The organism is Rhizobium gallicum bv. gallicum R602sp (genome assembly GCF_000816845.1).
Taxonomy (GTDB): Bacteria; Pseudomonadota; Alphaproteobacteria; order Rhizobiales; family Rhizobiaceae; genus Rhizobium; species Rhizobium gallicum.
On the sequence record NZ_CP006877.1, the window covers coordinates 511,682 to 528,183 of the forward strand.

Annotated in this window: 17 protein-coding genes and 1 pseudogene; 3 read left to right on the forward strand and 15 right to left on the reverse strand. The window is 59.1% G+C overall.

Translation table 11 applies throughout. The annotated features are described in order from the left end of the window. Nucleotides 1-21 precede the first annotated feature (21 nt). Complete coding sequence (locus RGR602_RS02605; protein ID WP_039843817.1) at nt 22-543, forward strand: tetratricopeptide repeat protein; 522 nt, start codon at nt 22-24, stop codon at nt 541-543. Between the two features lie 128 nt (nt 544-671). Here the strand turns inward: RGR602_RS02605 and RGR602_RS02610 are convergent, their stop codons facing one another. From RGR602_RS02610 to RGR602_RS02675, 14 genes are all read right to left on the reverse strand, one after another. Beyond that, nucleotides 672-1,250, reverse strand: a complete 579-nt coding sequence (locus RGR602_RS02610; protein ID WP_039843818.1) for a hypothetical protein — start codon at nt 1,248-1,250, stop codon at nt 672-674. Between the two features lie 63 nt (nt 1,251-1,313). Further along, nucleotides 1,314-2,618, reverse strand: coding sequence for an ATP-binding protein (locus tag RGR602_RS02615; protein ID WP_039843819.1), 1,305 nt, complete (start codon nt 2,616-2,618; stop codon nt 1,314-1,316). A gap of 16 nt (nt 2,619-2,634) precedes the next feature. Next, nucleotides 2,635-3,579: a type II secretion system F family protein gene (locus RGR602_RS02620; protein ID WP_039843820.1), complete on the reverse strand. Its 945-nt coding sequence runs from the start codon at nt 3,577-3,579 to the stop codon at nt 2,635-2,637. Between the two features lie 7 nt (nt 3,580-3,586). Continuing rightward, a complete protein-coding gene (locus RGR602_RS02625) occupies nt 3,587-4,540 on the reverse strand; it encodes a type II secretion system F family protein (protein WP_039843821.1) in 954 nt (317 codons plus the stop codon). After that, entirely contained in the window at nt 4,537-5,991 is a 1,455-nt protein-coding gene (locus RGR602_RS02630) for a CpaF family protein (protein WP_039843822.1), read from the reverse strand. Before RGR602_RS02630 ends, RGR602_RS02625 begins: the two co-directional genes overlap by 4 nt. Nucleotides 5,992-6,006: 15 nt before the next feature. Continuing rightward, nucleotides 6,007-6,573, reverse strand: a complete 567-nt coding sequence (locus RGR602_RS02635; RefSeq protein WP_039843823.1) for a L,D-transpeptidase — start codon at nt 6,571-6,573, stop codon at nt 6,007-6,009. Beyond that, nucleotides 6,570-7,712, reverse strand: coding sequence for a response regulator/pilus assembly protein (locus RGR602_RS02640; protein ID WP_039843824.1), 1,143 nt, complete (start codon nt 7,710-7,712; stop codon nt 6,570-6,572). The genes RGR602_RS02635 and RGR602_RS02640 overlap by 4 nt, the downstream gene beginning before the upstream one ends. A 28-nt stretch (nt 7,713-7,740) precedes the next feature. Continuing rightward, nucleotides 7,741-8,364 (reverse strand): TadE/TadG family type IV pilus assembly protein, encoded by a 624-nt coding sequence (locus tag RGR602_RS02645; RefSeq protein ID WP_039843825.1) that lies wholly within the window; start codon nt 8,362-8,364, stop codon nt 7,741-7,743. After that, nucleotides 8,358-8,837: a TadE/TadG family type IV pilus assembly protein gene (locus RGR602_RS02650; protein WP_039846601.1), complete on the reverse strand. Its 480-nt coding sequence runs from the start codon at nt 8,835-8,837 to the stop codon at nt 8,358-8,360. Before RGR602_RS02650 ends, RGR602_RS02645 begins: the two co-directional genes overlap by 7 nt. Further along, nucleotides 8,837-10,444, reverse strand: a complete 1,608-nt coding sequence (locus RGR602_RS02655; RefSeq protein ID WP_039843826.1) for a TadE/TadG family type IV pilus assembly protein — start codon at nt 10,442-10,444, stop codon at nt 8,837-8,839. The genes RGR602_RS02650 and RGR602_RS02655 overlap by 1 nt, the downstream gene beginning before the upstream one ends. Before the next feature lie 92 nt (nt 10,445-10,536). Then, nucleotides 10,537-10,845 (reverse strand): hypothetical protein, encoded by a 309-nt coding sequence (locus RGR602_RS02660; RefSeq protein WP_407692037.1) that lies wholly within the window; start codon nt 10,843-10,845, stop codon nt 10,537-10,539. Beyond that, a complete protein-coding gene (locus RGR602_RS02665) occupies nt 10,826-12,313 on the reverse strand; it encodes a type II and III secretion system protein family protein (RefSeq protein ID WP_039846603.1) in 1,488 nt (495 codons plus the stop codon). The genes RGR602_RS02660 and RGR602_RS02665 overlap by 20 nt, the downstream gene beginning before the upstream one ends. A 59-nt stretch (nt 12,314-12,372) precedes the next feature. Then, a complete protein-coding gene (cpaB, locus tag RGR602_RS02670) occupies nt 12,373-13,284 on the reverse strand; it encodes a Flp pilus assembly protein CpaB (protein WP_039843827.1) in 912 nt (303 codons plus the stop codon). Nucleotides 13,285-13,406: 122 nt separating this feature from the next. Beyond that, the gene (locus RGR602_RS02675) at nt 13,407-13,628 is read right to left on the reverse strand and encodes a hypothetical protein (RefSeq protein WP_039843828.1); all 222 of its coding nucleotides are present in this window, start codon (nt 13,626-13,628) and stop codon (nt 13,407-13,409) included. A 264-nt stretch (nt 13,629-13,892) separates the two neighbouring features. Here RGR602_RS02675 and RGR602_RS02680 point away from each other — a divergent pair, with 264 nt between their 5' ends. Continuing rightward, a complete protein-coding gene (locus RGR602_RS02680; RefSeq protein WP_082046481.1) occupies nt 13,893-14,474 on the forward strand; it encodes an A24 family peptidase in 582 nt (193 codons plus the stop codon). A gap of 330 nt (nt 14,475-14,804) precedes the next feature. On the opposite strand, the gene RGR602_RS02690 is transcribed toward RGR602_RS02680, so the two are convergent. Continuing rightward, nucleotides 14,805-15,098, reverse strand: coding sequence for a hypothetical protein (locus tag RGR602_RS02690; RefSeq protein ID WP_039843830.1), 294 nt, complete (start codon nt 15,096-15,098; stop codon nt 14,805-14,807). A 30-nt stretch (nt 15,099-15,128) separates the two neighbouring features. Here RGR602_RS02690 and RGR602_RS02695 point away from each other — a divergent pair. Then, nucleotides 15,129-15,641 (forward strand): annotated as a pseudogene (locus RGR602_RS02695) (SDR family NAD(P)-dependent oxidoreductase); the annotation flags it as partial. Nucleotides 15,642-16,502 lie beyond the last annotated feature (861 nt).

Below are 16,502 nucleotides of genomic sequence, written 5' to 3' on the forward strand. Positions count from 1 at the left end.
AATCGGGGGATCAAATTGCAGATGTTGCAGGTTAGAGCTCAGATCAGCTGCATTGCATTCCTGCTTGCGAGCGGAGCGGTCCTGGTCGGATGCCAGTCGTCCGGCCTAGATAGCCTGGCTGCCTACGGCGATAGCGCAAAGACCATCGAGGATGATTCGGCCGTCGCCTTTTACAAGAACGACGAACTGATCACCACTGGCAAGCTGCAGTTCCAGGAAAAGAACTACGGAAAATCATACGCCATTTACAAGCGCGCGGTTAACGTCTTTCCCGAAGATCCTGCCGCCTGGCTCGGCTTTGCCGCCTCTGCGGACATGGTCGGCCGCTTCGATACTTCCGACCGCGCTTACCGGGAACTCGCAAGGATGATCGGCAAGACGCCGGTCTACTACAACAACATCGGGTACTCGCACCTCTTGCGTGGCGACCTTCCCAATGCCAGGCGGTACTTTCTGAAAGCCTACGAACTCGATCCCGCAAACGAGGTGACTGCCCGGAACCTCGAATTGTTGAAGAACAGCACGAAATTCGCACAACGGTGATAGGCTTTCGCCAATCCGGGCTCCCAGTCGACACTCCGTCGACAGACTGGCATCGTTGCCAAACCGGCAAGTACAACCACGATCTGCATCGCCGGGGTCTGCATCGTTGATTTCGGTTGGGTCGCCGCTTACTGCACCTTCCGGAGTATGAGCTTCCCTTCCGGTGAGACCGTTCGCTCGTAGCGAGGCAGGTTGTCGACCGAAACACCCTGAGCATCGATGGACGTTAAACTTCCATCCGGGCTCTGATTTCCAGCCGGCGGGGCAGCGGTTGATGGCGCGAAAAACTGGGTCGGTTCCTTGCCAGGCGCACTCAGTACCAAAGCTCCGCTAGCGCGCGAAGCAAACGAACCGGAGCGCATCCGTTCATTCATGATGGAAATCGTCTTTTGCAAGCTTTCAGTCTGCTGGCGGATGACTGCCACGTCATCAGCCTTTGCATTTCCTGCAAAAATGCGCCCCTGCTTGTCTACCTGTGCCTTCAGTCCATCGATCGACCTCTTGAGCGCGACAATCGTCTCGCGGCTCTCGCGCAGATCCCCTGCGTTCTTGGCAGTATAGATCAGAATGCCTGCGTTGATCGGCAAAAGCATCACGACCATGGCGATGAGCGGCCCGTTTCTCGGGTGCCTCTGCTCTCCGGTCGTTCGCACAACGCGCTGCCTTGCCTCGTCCACTTCGGCGTCGAGATTCGGGATGCTGGTCATTCGCTTTTCTCCCCGCTCGTCATCAGGTCATTGTTTCAGGTATTCCTCAATAACGCTGGCAACTCATTCCAGAGCAAACACCCCTTCCCAGGCCCGTTCCAGCATATCGAGAGAGGCGACCTTAGGCATCCCATTGAATTCGCAGTAAGACCCGACGAAGTCGAGAAGATACTTCGGATGATAGCAGGATGCCAGCATGGCGCCGTGGTACTTGCGATCATAAAAAACGTTCAGATCGATACCACTGAGATCTATCGCCGCGCCGCCGGCATACGACTTGAAAATCTGGATATATTCGTCGCGCGACGGGTTGTTCACGAAGATCTTGTACTTCAGGCGCCTCAGGCCAGCCTCGTCGGAAAGGTCCTTCGGGGCGATATTCGTCGAAAAGACGACCAGCTCGTCGAATGGCACCTTGAACTTCTTGCCGGTGTGCAGCGTCAAAAAGTCGTATCCGCGCTCAAGCGGCACGATCCAGCGATTGATAAGCGCTTGCGGCGCCACCTGCTGGCGCCCGAAGTCGTCGATGATGAAGACGCCACCGGTTGCCTTCAGATGCACCGGCGCTTCGTAGACATTTGGTCCTTCGTTGAAGGTGAGATCGAGCAGGTCGAGGGTTAATTCCCCGCCGGTCTTGACCACAGGACGACGGCATTCGATCCATCGCTGATCGGCCTTCGGATAGGGTTTTGCGTCGGCCCCGGCTACGGGTTGATGCACAGCTTCGTCAAAGAAGCTGATGACATGGCCGCCAACCTCGATGGCATGGGGCACAAAGATCGTTTGGCGAAACAGTTGCGACGTGCGCTCAGCAATGCTCGTCTTTCCGTTTCCGGGCGGTCCGTAAAGCAGGATGGAGAGACCCGAGTTCATCGCCGGACCGAGTTTTTCGACCAGCGAATCTGAAAGCACCAGCCCTTCAAGGCTCTCGATCAGCCGCTCTGGGGTCACGCGCTCGTCATGGATGGATTGCAAACCCACTTGGCGGCAAAAAGCGTCCAACGATACCGGCGCCGGCCCGACATACTGGGATTGACGCGACGCCGCGCGGGCATATTCGAAGCCATTGGTGGAAAGCGTATAGCGAATATCGGATCTCACATCCTCACCGGCCAGGCCACGAGCCTCCAGGAATGCGAGCTTCACAAGTTCCTTGATCAGGATATTGGCCAGCACTTTCGGCAATTTCATGCGATCGGCCAGGTGAGATGCCGTGATTGTATCCTGCTCGGCCGCACATTTTGCCGCCAGCCTGAGCAGGAACGACGGTTCCAGGCCAGTCTCCTCTAGGCTTGCCGGAGCCATCGGCATCCGTGGATCGAGGGGTACTACGACATCTTGACGATTCTGTTCGGGCGAATACTGCATACGGACCTCGCTTGGTTCAGCCGCCGGGTTTCAAGCCGACGAGAATACTGACGACACGGATGACAATGGGCACGAGTACGATGATCAGGCTCACCGGAAACAGGAAGGCTCCGAGCGGCAGCAGCATTTTGATCGGCAGGGCGTTGGCCTTTTCCTCGGCCCGTACGACGCGAAGATCGCGCATTTCCTTGCTGTAGACCCGCAGCGTCTGCGTAACGCTCGTTCCGAGTTCCTCCGATTGGCGGAACAGTACCGAAAGCGCCCGCGCCTCATCTATCCGCAATCGTGTCGCAAGATTGGCCAATGCATCGCGCAAGCGGCGCCCGCCGCGCACTTCCAGCATCATGATCGAGAGATGCAGGCCGAAGTCCTGCTGCTTGTCGACGAATTCCCGGGCAACGCGGTTGGCCGCCGCCTCAATGCTCATCCCCGCATCGAGGCAGACGATCAGCATGTCCATGAAGTCGGGAAAGAGCCGGCGATACTCCCGCTCCTTGGCGCCGCCGCGCCGGTCGATATAGATGTTGACTAGAATAAAGGTTACGCCGGCGGCAAACATGGCGATAACCAGGGTAGCGATCCGCGACATCTCGGGCACGAAGCGATTGAACGCCCAGACCGCCGCGACAAAGACGCCGATACAGATCAGCGCGCGAATCACCTGGAAGATGGTCACTGAGCTGGCATCGAAAAATCCCGCGCGGATCAGCCGGTTCTGGGTGGAGTTCTGATTCGTATCACGCCTGGTAATCTCGAAATAGCGACGAATCAGGCGGTTTTCCGCCTCGCCAAGATCGGCAATCGTCGTATCGCCAAGTTGGAATTCCCCACCTGCTGCCGTTGTGGCCTCCGACAGCCGCGCCCCGACCTCGCGCCGCCGAAAAACCAGTTCCGATGCCGCTGCTGCAAATATCAGCACTGAAAAGAAGACGATGAAGTAAATTCCATATTCACTCGACATGACGGCCTCAGTACTCGAAGTTGACCAGCTTGTAGAGAATGACATTCCCGACTGCCATGAGGGCCAGCAGCACGCACACCACGATGGTTCCGTGGCCGCTTTCCCAGAGGGGATCGAAGTAGGTCGGCGACAGCGCCTTGATCATCCCGTAGAGCAGAAACGGGTAGATCGACATGAAGATTGCCGTGATGCGCCCTTCCGAAGAGATTGCCTTGACCTTTGCCTTCAGCATCGTCCGGTCGCGCAGTGTCTTCGACAGGTTCTGCAGGATTTCGACCAGATTCCCGCCGGTTCCAGCCTGTACACTCAGCGATATTGCGAGCAGGTTTAGATCCTCGACGCCCACCCGGTCGGCCAGGTTGATGAGGGCGTCGTCGAGCGTCACACCATAGGTGAGTTCGTCCGAGAGGAGGCCGAACTCGCTACCGATCGGATCAGGCATTTCGCGCGCCACCAGAGCAATCGCCGCAGGCAGCGGGTGGCCGGCAGCCAGGCTGCGGTTGGCGACATCGAGCGCTTCGGGAAGCTTCAGTGCGAATTTTCGCATGCGTCTTGCCCGGGTGCGCCAGACGACGAGCACAGGGATGAGAAGGCAGATCAGGAGAAAGATTGGTACCCTGACCAGATTGCTCGGCACCAGAAACTGAACGACCAGCCATATTAAAGGTGCGCCGGCGATCGCGAAGAGGCCAAATCGTCTGGCATCGAACTTGATGCCGGACTGGACGTAGAACTGCCGCATTCGCTGCACCAACGGGATTTGCCGCCAGCTACTGTCGGCACCGCGCTCCTTCAACATGTCGCGATAGGTCTTACGATGATCGTCGCTGACATTGAGCAGGCTCAGCCGATGGTTTACAGCGCGGTGACGCTCGGACGTCCTGAAATAGCCGCGCACGATCGCTTCGACGGCAACGAGGGCCGCGATGAATACGGCCGCGTAAAGCAGGATCAGGTTCATGGTTCAACGGGCCCCGTCTGCAGCGGTCTGCCAGGCTCGAAGATCATCGCAGGGATCTCGATTCCGAGTTCGGCAAATTCCTCGATGAAGCGCGGCCGGATGCCCGTGGCGCGGAATTCCCCGCGGATCCGCCCGTCGTCATCGGTGCCGGTCTTCTTGAATCTCATGATCTCCTGCATCTGCACGACTTCACCCTCCATGCCGGTGATCTCGGAAATCGAGACGATCTTGCGGCTGCCGTCGCTCAAGCGCTGAACCTGCACGATAATCGTGATGGCGGACGAGATCTGCGAGCGAATGCTCAGCTGCGACATCGGCATCCCTGCCATGCCGACCATCTGTTCAAGCCGGCCGACGGCGTCGCGGGGCGTGTTGGCGTGAATGGTCGTCATCGACCCTTCGTGCCCGGTATTCATCGCCTGCAGCATGTCGAAGGCCTCGTCGCCGCGTACTTCGCCGACGATGATACGGTCCGGACGCATACGCAGCGCGTTTTTCAAAAGTTCGCGCTGACGAATTTCGTTGCGCCCGTCGAGCGTCGGCGGCCGAGTTTCCAGCCGGCCGACATGTGGTTGCTGCAACTGGAGTTCGGCCGCGTCCTCGATGGTGATCAGACGCTCCTTCGGAGAAATTTGCGACGAGAGCGCGTTGAGCAAGGTGGTTTTGCCAGAACCCGTGCCGCCCGAAATGACCATGGACACCTTGCCCCTGACTGCGGCGCTAAGAAGGATGCGCATCGCATTGGCCATGGCGCCATATTCCACGAGGCGCTCCATCGTCAGCGGCTTTCGGGTGAATTTTCTGATAGAAACGAGCGGTCCGTCGACCGAGATCGGCCTAATGGCGACGTTAACACGCGAGCCATCCTTGAGGCGTGCATCGACCATCGGAGTCGATTCGTCGACACGGCGGCCGACCGCCGAAACGATCTTGTTGATCACCCGCAGCAGATGGTCCTCGTCCTTGAAACGCACGGCGGTGCTTTCGAGCCTGCCGCCCCGCTCCACATAGACGCTGTCGTGGCCGTTGATGAGAATGTCGGCAATCGTGTCGTCGCTCAGTAGCGGCTCGATCGGTCCCAGCCCGAGCATCTCGTCGGTGATATCGCGGACCAGATCATTGATTTCCTTGGCATTGAGCGGAAAGTTGTTACGCCGGATATAGTCTTTGACCAGCGGCCTGATCTCAGTTGCAATCTCCTCGTTGTCGAGAGTGTCGAGAATGCCCAGGTTGATACGATCGAGAAGGTAGCGATGCAGATTGACCCGCTCCGACACCATGTCCGGCCCGAGCGAAGCTTCTTCGACAGGCACCGTCGCTTCGCCGGACGGCGGTTGCCGGGCCGGGACCTGCGGAACCGCGCCGGCTAGAGACAGTTCGATCGCCTCCGGATGCTCCCGGTTTTCCGGTTCCCGCTGCTTGTAGAAACGCCCGATGATTCCGTTAGTCATGCCTTTCACCCCCGACTATTTTACAATGACCGTGGAACCGATCTTCACGCGCTCATAGAGATCGATGACATCGGCGTTGCTCATGCGGAAGCAGCCCGACGAGGCGAAACCGCCGACCGTCAACTGCTCGTTCGTCCCATGAATTCGGTAAAGCGTGTCGGTGTTACCCTTGTAGAGATAGATTCCGCGGGCGCCCAAGGGATTAAACGGCCCTGGAGGTACAAGGTCTGGAAGTTGCGGCGAGCGCGCCTTCATCTCGGCCGGTGGCCGCCAGTCGGGCCACTCTGATTTGCGCCCGACCTTCACGACGCCGCTCCAGCGAAATCCGTCGCGACCGACACCGATTTTATAGCGGATCGCCCGATTTCCGGAGACGACGAGGTCGAGCGTCTGGTTCCCGCTGACGATGACGATCGTCCCTGCTGCGTAGCTTTGCTCGATGGTCACCATGGCTCCCGTCCTCGGTCCGAGGCTTCGCGGCACAAGCCCCCCTGCAGCGGCATCCGCGACAGCTATCGCGAAAACCGCAAGACCAAGAATGGCGGCGCAGGCCCTTATGCGCCGACGGTCGATCGTCTTCATCGCACCAGTGCTCCGAGTTTTCCGACCGCCCTGCAGAAGCGCGCTCGGGAATTCACTTCCACCGGCAGCACCCCGCGGTTGACCGCCTCATTTAAGGTATCCCAATCATCCGCGATCACGTGAGTGGGGATCTCCCTGAATATCTTGTCCGTTTGCTGCCGGCGCACCCCGAGGCCGAAAAGCTTGGTGCGGTATTTGTTGATGACGATGAATATTTGATCCGAATTGCCGCGCAGCCGAACCAGATTGGCGAACAGGTCCTTGGCTTGCGAAAGCGCGGGAATCGTCATTTCGGTCACGATGCAGACACTGTTGACGGAACTGAGCACATCGTACTTCCACGGCGTATCGTAGTAGGGAATGTCGATGACGGTGTGATCGCTCTCGAAGGCGGCTACGTCCAGCATCCGCAGCACCAGTTCGGAGCCCCTCGGTGTCAGAAGGACGGACGGCTGCTTGAAGGACAGCAGCGAAAAGCCGCCCGAATGACGCTTGCGGACCAGATCGATGAATTCCAGATCAACCCGGGAAGGGTTGGCGATGACCGGTTTCAGGTCGTAGTCGTTGACAAGGTTAAGATAGTAGCCGAGCGCCCCCGATGAAAAATCCATGTCGAACAGATTGACCCGCGGCCCGTAATTCTTGGTCGGCTGGGCAAGCACATGCGCCAGCGACGAAGCGATCACGCTGGCGCCCGCACCGCCCACGGCCGAAACCACGGCATGGACCCGGCTGTCGCTTGCCCCGATGCCGGGAGCGTGGGTCGAGATCATGTCGATCAACGCTCGGCGCTCGAGGGGCTTCTTCAACCAATCTTTGCCGTTCAGGCGAAAGAGCAGCCGCAGCATATCGTCCGGTAGATCTTGGGAAACGACAACGAGCGGAACGTCCCGATGGCTGGTGCGGAACGCGAACAGTTCCGGACGGTGAAGTAATTCGCCGTCGTCAACGTCGAGAACAATCAGGTCGAACTGCGTCGAATCGAACCGTCCTTTTTCGCCAAGCGCCTTCAGTGCCACATGGCGCACATCGTAACGCGACAGCGCACCGAACACATCGAGCATGAGGCTTGCGGCCGCAGCATCGTCGGAAAGGACTAATATCTTGGTGGATGCGGCAATGTTGATGTGAGCTGTCATTTCGCTTTCCTACGCAATATTCAAGGAGTCAGCAGGTCGAACAAGTCTTGAGGTCTTCCGTGGTGATCGTCACCGGATGGGCTGGAATGACGATGTCGTTGATCCCGAGCAGTGCCCCGAGGACTGGCAGATCGAAGGTGACGTCGCGCACCTCCAGCCGCATCGTCAGCACCGGCCCGTCCGGTCGGCCCCAGTAGCCGAGTCCCGAGCGCTGGTAGGTCACCATCAGATTCTGGGGCTTTATCCGCCAGTTGAAGTCGCAAATGCCAGGGTGGGGGTCACCCGGCACGCTGCAGAGTCCATCGTTCCCCAGGACGATCCGGTTCAATGCCGCCGTGCAGTTTGCAAGAGCCGGTCCGCAGGTTGAGGCAATCGCCGCATCGTTCGGCGCGGCCTTGCCGTTGTCGAGTGGATCGGCGGCTTCGATCGGGAAAACGGCATCGAAATTCGTTGTCAGCGGATCGGATACTGCAGCCAGGCGGGCGCCATATTGCAGTGCCTTGACCGTCTGGTTCCACTGCGCCATCGCATAGCCAAACTCGACGAAGGCGGAAAACACCAGCATAACGATCGGAAAGGTCAGCAGCCCCTCGGTGAGGCTGACGCCACGGGTATCTTGCCAGAACGCTCCAAATGTCCGAAAGGTCACCATCCGATATACTTCTCTTCATGGAAGGAACTGATGGTGATGGCATCGATTCCGAGCCAGTCGAACAGAGGCGAAGTCTGGTAGAGGTGAGCGGTAGAAATAGTGATGTTCCCATCGGCATCGGGCGCCGCGATGGTGATGTCCGCAGGGTCCTTCCAACCCGGCACGCGGGGTTTGGCGTCCGCTGCAGGAGTTTGCGTTCCAAAAAAGGCGATCGTCTTAGCCGTTGTCTGATTGCATGTCGGCGCGTAGGTCCCCGACGCCGGCCGACAGCGCGACAAGTAACGCCCGGCATCGCGCAGGCCTGCGTCGATCTGCATCCGCTCCCAGAAAATGTTGCCGAACTCGAGAATACCGGCGGCGAACAGCGTCACAAAGGGCACCGCCACCAGCGCTTCGGCCAGTACCGCTCCCTCCTGCCTTGACCAGAACCCGAGACCAAGGCCTTGCCGGACGAAATTGCGGAGCGCCATCATCATCGGACGAGTTCCGCTTCTTCGCGCAGGAACTCATCGAGCGTACCGCGTCCGCCCTTGCCGGTTATGTCGATCATTTCGAGCGAGAGATATCGCTCACCGGCATCCTTGATCGCCGGCTTTGTCAGGAACATCCGGGCAAAGGCGACCGCGCGGGTGGCCTTATGGCCGTTCAGATGGCCAACGGACTGCTCGTAGCCGCAGTTTACGATGGCAGAGAAGATCTCGCGGCGATCGCCATATTCGGCCGCCGTATAGGCCGCGAGATCAGGCCCGCTGTAGCACTGGCCGCCTGTGGCAGGCGTCCCCGTCTCGCCGTTCGCCGAGGCATGGCTGATGAGCGCCGGATTGGTGAGTTCGTAGCGGTAGACGTCGTAGGCGGAGGGCTGGGATGGTGTACCGGCTGCCTGCTGCGGATAACTGGAGTGGCCGCTTAAGATCGTGCTTGTTGAGGGAGCGGCCGTTCCCTGAGCAACGTTCCAGTATGTCGTATACTGCCAGTTGTTGCCGCTGCTGATCTTGCCGCCGGAGAGGGAGTTCATGGCCGCTCCGTAGCCTAGCGGCAAAGCCTGGGCGGGATCGCCGACAATGTCTTCGACTTTTACCGGATCGTATGTATCGCATCCCTTGCCGCCCTTTCCGGTTATCGTTTGTGCAGAGCGCACGTTTTGGGCTGGACGATAACGATAATCGCCCTTCACTTTATTGAACGACGAGGAGTAGTAGCCGAAGCGCGTATTCACGCCGTCTTCGACCGGCCCCGCCTTTGCACCGGTCTCGGTATCGAGGCTGTCACGTGTATAGCAGGTACCGGGATTACCGGTGGCAAGAGCCTCCGCCAGCACGGACGCCCCGTTACCCAAGGGAGTTCGCAAAAACCCGAAATTGCCAGGACCGGGGTTGGATGCCGAGGTGCTGTGAAGCTCGATTTGCACGCCATAGAGATTGCCGGCCGCAAAATTGGTGTGTAAAGCCTCTGCCGCATCTTCGCTTGCAGTCTCGCTCGTGTTCCCAACGGGCTCGAACGGATTGCAGATAAACATCGGCGTCACGTCGCAGGCGCTCACCCGGTAGACCGCCACGGCATCCGCCGAGACATTCACTGTGTCACGCGTGAAGCCGACTGGTATCGGGAAGATCGTCTGCATCGCCTGTTCTTTGGCGATAACCCAGGCATAGGAGGCTTCATTGGAGTTCTCCGCCTCCATCGTGTCAAGGTCGATGTCGTCGTCATCCTGATCCGGTATGCTCTTGAGATATCTAACAATAACGGTGCTCCCGGCATCGTTTCCCGGATCATAGCTCACCGTTACGTACGAGCCGAGCGACATGCCGTTTCCGCCGCCGGAAAAAGCTGCACTGTTGGCAATTTTCTCGATTGCCGCGTCCGCCCGGTCGATCGCATCGTCGCGGCCGTCGAGTTCGCGGGCTCCGGCGAGCGCCATCGCATCGACGGCGGCCTGCAGGTCGGTATGCAGATTGCCGCTACGGCCTACATCGATGACCAGCAGCGAAAAGCCGAGAAGCAGCGGCATGGCGACGAGCGTCAAGGCGATGACGTAGCCATGATGGTCATTCCAGAACCGTCGGATAACCCTGCTAAGCATTGGCATACCCCCATCGCGGCGCTATCGCCGTGACGTCCGTGTTTTGTGCGTCTTTTCCTTCCGGCGCTGCCGCCGTTCATGCCGTTCGATAGTTACCTGCCGAGGGCTGCCCCACCGGCCGTTCCATTGGCCGCCATGGCCGGAACCGGCTGCACGATAACCGACCCGCCGTTCTGGTAATCGGTGACCACCCTGCGGATCACTTTGCCGTCGCTGGCGATACGAGTTCGCTGCGCTTGCGGCGGGAACGGGTCCTGCGTATGTATGGCCTTGTTGGCTTCCACGGCGTTCCCGAGCCCGAAGGTGATCGAGTCGCGATGGTTCATGTAGTCGGCGCAGCCGGAAAGGAGGCTGGCGACGATAAGGACGAGAAGCGCGCGCTTATCTTTTTGCGACAGCAAGTTGGCCTCCCTTGTCCAGATCGAGACGATGGCCATAGGGGCCCTTCACACCTTCGCCGTTGCGAAAGCGCCGCAGCATGTCCTTGTCCACTTCCAGTATACCGAGCGCGAACAGCTCCGCGTCGTTCGACGAACGTGTCTGGTCGAGCGGACTGTAGAGGTCCTCGCCTGGCGAGGCCGGCCGCACGATATGCGGTGTGACGACGATGACGAGGTCGGATTCCTTTTTCTGGAAACTCGTCGAGCGGAACAGCGCGCCGAGAATCGGTATCTGCCCGAGACCCGGCAATTGCTGGATGTCCTTGGCATTGATTGACTGCAAAAGCCCCGCCATTGCGAAGCTCTGCCCGTCGCGCAGCGCCACCGTGGTGCTGGCAGCGCGCGAGATGAAGCCCGGATTGCCGTTGACGTTGATCGATGTATCGAGCTCGGAGACTTCCGGCTCGATCTGCAGATTAATGAGGCCGTCATCGAGAACCACCGGCTTGAAAGTCAGCCGCACGCCGAAGGGACGATAATCGGTCTGGGTGGCGACGGTCGCGCCGTTTGTCGTCGTCGTCAGGATCGGTACCTCGCCGCCTGCATGGAAGCTGGCGGTCGAGCCGCTCATGGCGATCAGGTTCGGCTGCGCCAGTCGGCGCACCACACCTTTCTGCTCGAGCGCGTTGATCACCACGTCAATTTGGCCGCCCGAGATTTCCAGCACCTTTGCGATTAGTTGGCCGAAGGGCTGCATACCCGTCGCTGCGCCCTTGGGGTCGAGCAGGGTGCGGACGAGGCTGCCGTCGTCCACTCCGATGCCCTGGCTGGTCGTTGCCTTGCCGATGCCGTTGTTGCCCTGTCCGGACCAACCAATCCCGAGGTCACGGCCCGTCTGGCGCGAGGCTTCGATGACACGTACCTCCAGCATCACCTGCTGGCTGTCGCTGACCTTGAGCTGGTTTAGCACCGGCCGCTCGGAATAGGATTGGGCAATTTCAATCACCCGCTGCAATTCCACGGCATCACGGACGATGCCGGTCACGCGGATGCGATCGTTGGAGTTGAATACCCTAACCCGGGCCGAGGGCGCGGCGGAGCGGATTGCGAGGGCCGCCTCGCTGAAATCGCTGGCGACACGGACGTCGATGACGCCGAGCAATCTCTTGCTGTCGTCATAGACCGAGATATTGGTTGCGCCGATCTGCTTGGCGCGGATGAACAGCGACCGGTCTGACAGCGGCACCACGTCGATCATATCGGCGCTGCCGATGACGAGATCGCCGAACGTCTGGCCGGTATTGAGCGTCAGCGTCTCGTTTGGAGGCAGCGTGACCTGCTGGACCGATCCGCCGAGCGTCACGAACTTTTCCTGTGCGTCGGCGCGTCCGGCAAAGCCTGGCCCCCAGCACACAAAGGCCGAAAACACTGCAACTAGTGCCGCAAGGCTTCTTGACCCTGCATTTCCCTTCTTGCCACACCTCGACATGCCTGCCTTCACCCCCCTCGTTCGGCCGCCGCGCTTGTTGCGGGCATCCCGCATCTATCTCACTGGATCAGGCCGACTCTGTGCTCCTCGCGCTTCGTCGTGTTCCATACGCCCACAGTTGCCCACTTTGGCTCAATCGGCAATACCGGTTCGACAATGCTTTCGACAATCTGGACTTGTTTTTCCCGCTCTGGCGTCTCCGCCAGATCCTTGCCGAGTTCGGTCGCTATCGGGCCGCCACCAAGGTCGGCGACGGTGATCTGCCGCGTCTCTTCGATAGAGGACGAGGCGATGTTGCGAAGCGTCAGCGACAGCGTGCCGATTGTGGCGCCGAGCGTGAGGCGCTGCGCCTCGTCGGTCGTCACCTCGAAGGTCACGGTTTTCACCACGGAAGGCTCGTCCTTGCGCTCGTCCGCGGTCTGGTCTACGGCCAGCACCTTGACCCCCTGCAGCAGCACGTCGACAAAGGTTTGGTCGTTGCCGGCCTTGCCGCGCACGAGCCGCGTCAAAAGCACGTCGACGCGGTCGGACGGCCGCACAAAGCCCGCGACACCGAGCACGTCGTTGACGCGGATGGAAACCGCCTTCATGCCCTGGTCGAGCGCCGCCGACAGCGTGGCACGCTCGCCGGCACCGGTGATTTTCGAGGAAAGCACCGGCTCGCCCGGATCGATCGCCGCCATCGCATAGCGCGGCTGGGCATCGTCGCCGACTACGGCATCGATGCTTGCGAACGAGCCTGTGGGTGTTTCGTTTGAGGGCCAGGGAATGGCCTTGAGATTTTCGGGGCGGATCCGGTCGCCGAAGCGCATTGGCTTGGCGGCGACAACCAATGACTTTTCTTGCGTCTTGGTGCGGCCCATCGCCAGCAGGCGGGCCTGCTGATCGGCGAGATACTCGCGCATTCCAAACACCGCTGCTCCTGCGAGCACGAAAGCAATAACGAGACTGAAAATCGTTGAAGAACGCATCACCGCTACTCGCTACACTGGGTGAGATACTTCCATCTAAGATGGCTAATTTAGAAGAGAGGCGTTAACAAAACCCCTCTCTCCAGCTCAAAAAACGCTGCTCAGGAAGCAGCTGAGGTGCATCAACCCTCCTCGCCGCCGCCGCCCGCAGCCGGTGCTTCGAGGTTTTGAGCCTGGAACCAAGTCGCCCACGATGACCACGCCGTGTTGAGTTCCTCGCCGATCAGGACAACTGATGCAACAACTCCGCCGACCAGCAAACCAAGCAGAATAAGATATTCAGTCAGTGCGACGCCGTCTTCTTCCCGCGCGAAAGCGCGTACGCTATTTACAAGTGCTTTCATCGAGAATTACCTCCAGATTACTTGGCTCGCCGTCATTCCCCCGGCACCGCCTCTTGCCGTCGAGACCACCCCTCCGACTAGATATATTAATAATCTGTTAATTCTAATTTAGTCAATTAGAGATAACGAATACGAATCGACGCGTATAGTTTATGGTTAAGATGCGACTCGACAAAACTCGTCATTAAAACCGTCCCATCGCGGCCCGCATCGGCTCTAGAGCTAGACTTATGTAGATTATCTTCGCCAATAGGGTTAGGTGGCATGACACAAATAGTCAGCTTTACTACGTGGCTTTCAGTATTGCTTTTTCTTTACGCCGGGTGGACCGATTTCCGAACATGGAAGATCCCAAACACACTCGTCCTCGCGCTCGTGACCCTGTATGCGCTGCGCGCCGCGGCCGTGATGCTTGGCTCCGAGGATGTCGGCGCGACGCTGTTTGCCTCTACTGGGATCGGCGGCGATGTCGGTGCCGGCCTGCTGATGTTCGCGCTCGGTGTCGTGCTCTGGGCTGTACGGATGTTCGGCGCCGGTGACGCCAAGCTTTTCCTGCCGATCGGCCTTTTCGTCGGCTGGCACGGTATGCTGCCGTTTTCGATCTTCCTACTCGTCCTCGGCGTCGCGACGCTGCTGATGCTGCGGCTGCCGGTGCCGCTGCCCTTTAGGCATCTCGCCTTTTTTATGCGCATCGAGGAAATTCGGGCGAGCCGCAAGGTACCCTATGGCGTCGTCATGGTCTTCGCGGCGCTCCTTACCCTTGCTCTGCCCTCGGCAGAAACTGACGCTTCGGCAAGGTCCGCTTCCAAGGCACCAGGAGTTGCCGCACGATTGTTTACGGTATGATCACCAGCATGAAAGCGACGAACTGGAGACAATAGTCATCCCCAACAAGGTTCTCCGCGAGAGGCCTCAGGTTAATGTTCGCTTTTTTAGAGGTTACGTCGTTCGCAACCGGGGCTGGGTCAGTCCGCCGGCACGCGATTTTGCGCCAGAGCCGTTGCGCCGAAAACCGCGTTAGAAGCGAGGCAGTTGCCGGACAAATATTACGTGCTACCAGAGCGGCTCCAAACCACGACGAAATCGAGATTGTGATCGGCCAACTTAAGTTGCCGTCAAATCAGATTAATGAGACTAAGGAAATGATCTAGCAATGGCTCAACGGACGCGGCCCGCTCAACAGAATTGAATGTCGAATTTCTTGGACAAGTCGGACTGCGTCAGTGGCTTTTGGTAGTCGGGCCATTGTTTTCTTAGGGCCACGAGCGCTTTGGCCGCCGTCGGCGGCTTGTGGGCTTGAAATCCATCGATTTGATGGAGCAAGAGCGTTTCGTGGCAAATGTCCTGCCAGATGATGTCTATGCCATTGTTCTTGGCCAGTGCTTCCGTTTGGTGACGACTTGTAGCGTTCGTCGCCACCTGATCAAAATCTAACAAGACAGCTTTGATAGAGGCCGCGCTGACGCTCAAATTTTTCTATCTTCTGAATCGCGAGTCTAACTGACTCTCCGCTTCCTGCCGGGAATGGCAGCGCGCGGGCGTGGCGGCGTGCTCAATCTCGGTTCCATAGCCGGATTCACGGCCGGGCCGAATATGGCCCTGTATTATGCGAGCAAAGCCTTCGTGCGCTTCTTTTCGGAAGCGCTTCATCAGGAATTGCGCCGCACGGGCGTGACCGTCACATGCGTTGCGCCGGGACCGGTGTCGACCGAGTTCCTCGAAAAATCCGGAGCCGGCCGAGCACAGCTTTTCAAGATATTACCGAAGCTCGATTCGGACTATGTGGCCGAACGGGCCTGGTGGGGCTTCAAATCCGGCCGCCGCCTTGTAGTCCCCGGCATTTCGGCCAAGCTTGTCGCCCTGGCGGCGGCCCTGCTGCCGTCGGCCGCAACACTTCCCCTGATCGGCCGCCTGCAGCGCCGCAGCAGCGATCCCTGCCCCTGCGGTTCAGGCAAGACCTTCAAGGAATGCTGCCGCATTCGCCATCGGGGGATTGCCGCCGAAGACAGTTGATTGGCGTGGCAGCGTCAGGAGGCACGCTTGCGGCTTCCGGAGGCATCAGGGGGCGAGTTGATGTCGCGTGCGATATCGAAGAAACTTCGCTTTCATGACGGGCCATTGTGGACGCTATCGCCTCATCAGCCGGATGGTTTCGAGACCTAAACACGCAACCGCGGAACGCATGGCGCTCACCGCCGCTGGGCAGCTCCCGCACACCTTCAAGTTCGGCTCGACGGCTGCTTTGCGCCGCCATGTCCGGCCCTTGCCCACGAACTCCTAAAGATCGCGTCGACTGCTAAACCTTTTGTCACATTTCGAATACACGACCTAGGCCATACTGGGACAAAGGCCCCGATGGCGTGGTTGCCCCGGCACCTTACTTGCCGCCAGACCTGTGCGATCATGTATATACCACGGAGGACGCAACTAATCCGTGCCTTGCTGAAACCCTATTCGACAGAGGAAAGCTAAACCGATGAAAAGGACCAGCCTTATACTCTTTGCGCTCATATTAGGGGTCGAACCTTCATTCGCAATCGAGCGGTTGAATGCCGGCTCGACGACCTGCGCCGCCGCTCAGCGGATTATCGCCCGCGATGGAGCGGCCATCCTGCGTTATCCGTCTGAGAGAGTACCTGGTATGACGCTTTACAAACGATACGTGCGCAATAAGGCCCAGTGCGACAGCGATGATGAAGCCGCGCCGACATCAGTCAAGACCGCTGACGAGCCACGATGCCGGCTGGCGCGTTGCCGTTCGTCTTCACACAATCAATCGAGGTGAGGTTCGCAATGATAGGTGTTGCCTTCTTTGCGCGGATCCGGCGATCACCAACCGGGGTAAATAGACCTGGCGCACCGGCGAGAAGTTGC

Coding starts and splice junctions, on each gene's coding strand:
- RGR602_RS02635 (WP_039843823.1), bottom strand. CDS start 6,573: ATGAAGACGATCGACCGTCGGCGCATAAGGGCCTGCGCCGCCATTCTT.
- RGR602_RS02650 (WP_039846601.1), bottom strand. CDS start 8,837: ATGATGGCGCTCCGCAATTTCGTCCGGCAAGGCCTTGGTCTCGGGTTC.
- cpaB (WP_039843827.1), bottom strand. CDS start 13,284: ATGCGTTCTTCAACGATTTTCAGTCTCGTTATTGCTTTCGTGCTCGCA.
- RGR602_RS02680 (WP_082046481.1), top strand. CDS start 13,893: ATGACACAAATAGTCAGCTTTACTACGTGGCTTTCAGTATTGCTTTTT.
- RGR602_RS02615 (WP_039843819.1), bottom strand. CDS start 2,618: ATGCAGTATTCGCCCGAACAGAATCGTCAAGATGTCGTAGTACCCCTC.
- RGR602_RS02645 (WP_039843825.1), bottom strand. CDS start 8,364: ATGGTGACCTTTCGGACATTTGGAGCGTTCTGGCAAGATACCCGTGGC.
- RGR602_RS02640 (WP_039843824.1), bottom strand. CDS start 7,712: ATGACAGCTCACATCAACATTGCCGCATCCACCAAGATATTAGTCCTT.
- RGR602_RS02675 (WP_039843828.1), bottom strand. CDS start 13,628: ATGAAAGCACTTGTAAATAGCGTACGCGCTTTCGCGCGGGAAGAAGAC.
- RGR602_RS02625 (WP_039843821.1), bottom strand. CDS start 4,540: ATGAACCTGATCCTGCTTTACGCGGCCGTATTCATCGCGGCCCTCGTT.
- RGR602_RS02655 (WP_039843826.1), bottom strand. CDS start 10,444: ATGCTTAGCAGGGTTATCCGACGGTTCTGGAATGACCATCATGGCTAC.
- RGR602_RS02605 (WP_039843817.1), top strand. CDS start 22: ATGTTGCAGGTTAGAGCTCAGATCAGCTGCATTGCATTCCTGCTTGCG.
- RGR602_RS02630 (WP_039843822.1), bottom strand. CDS start 5,991: ATGACTAACGGAATCATCGGGCGTTTCTACAAGCAGCGGGAACCGGAA.
- RGR602_RS02665 (WP_039846603.1), bottom strand. CDS start 12,313: ATGTCGAGGTGTGGCAAGAAGGGAAATGCAGGGTCAAGAAGCCTTGCG.
- RGR602_RS02620 (WP_039843820.1), bottom strand. CDS start 3,579: ATGTCGAGTGAATATGGAATTTACTTCATCGTCTTCTTTTCAGTGCTG.
- RGR602_RS02610 (WP_039843818.1), bottom strand. CDS start 1,250: ATGACCAGCATCCCGAATCTCGACGCCGAAGTGGACGAGGCAAGGCAG.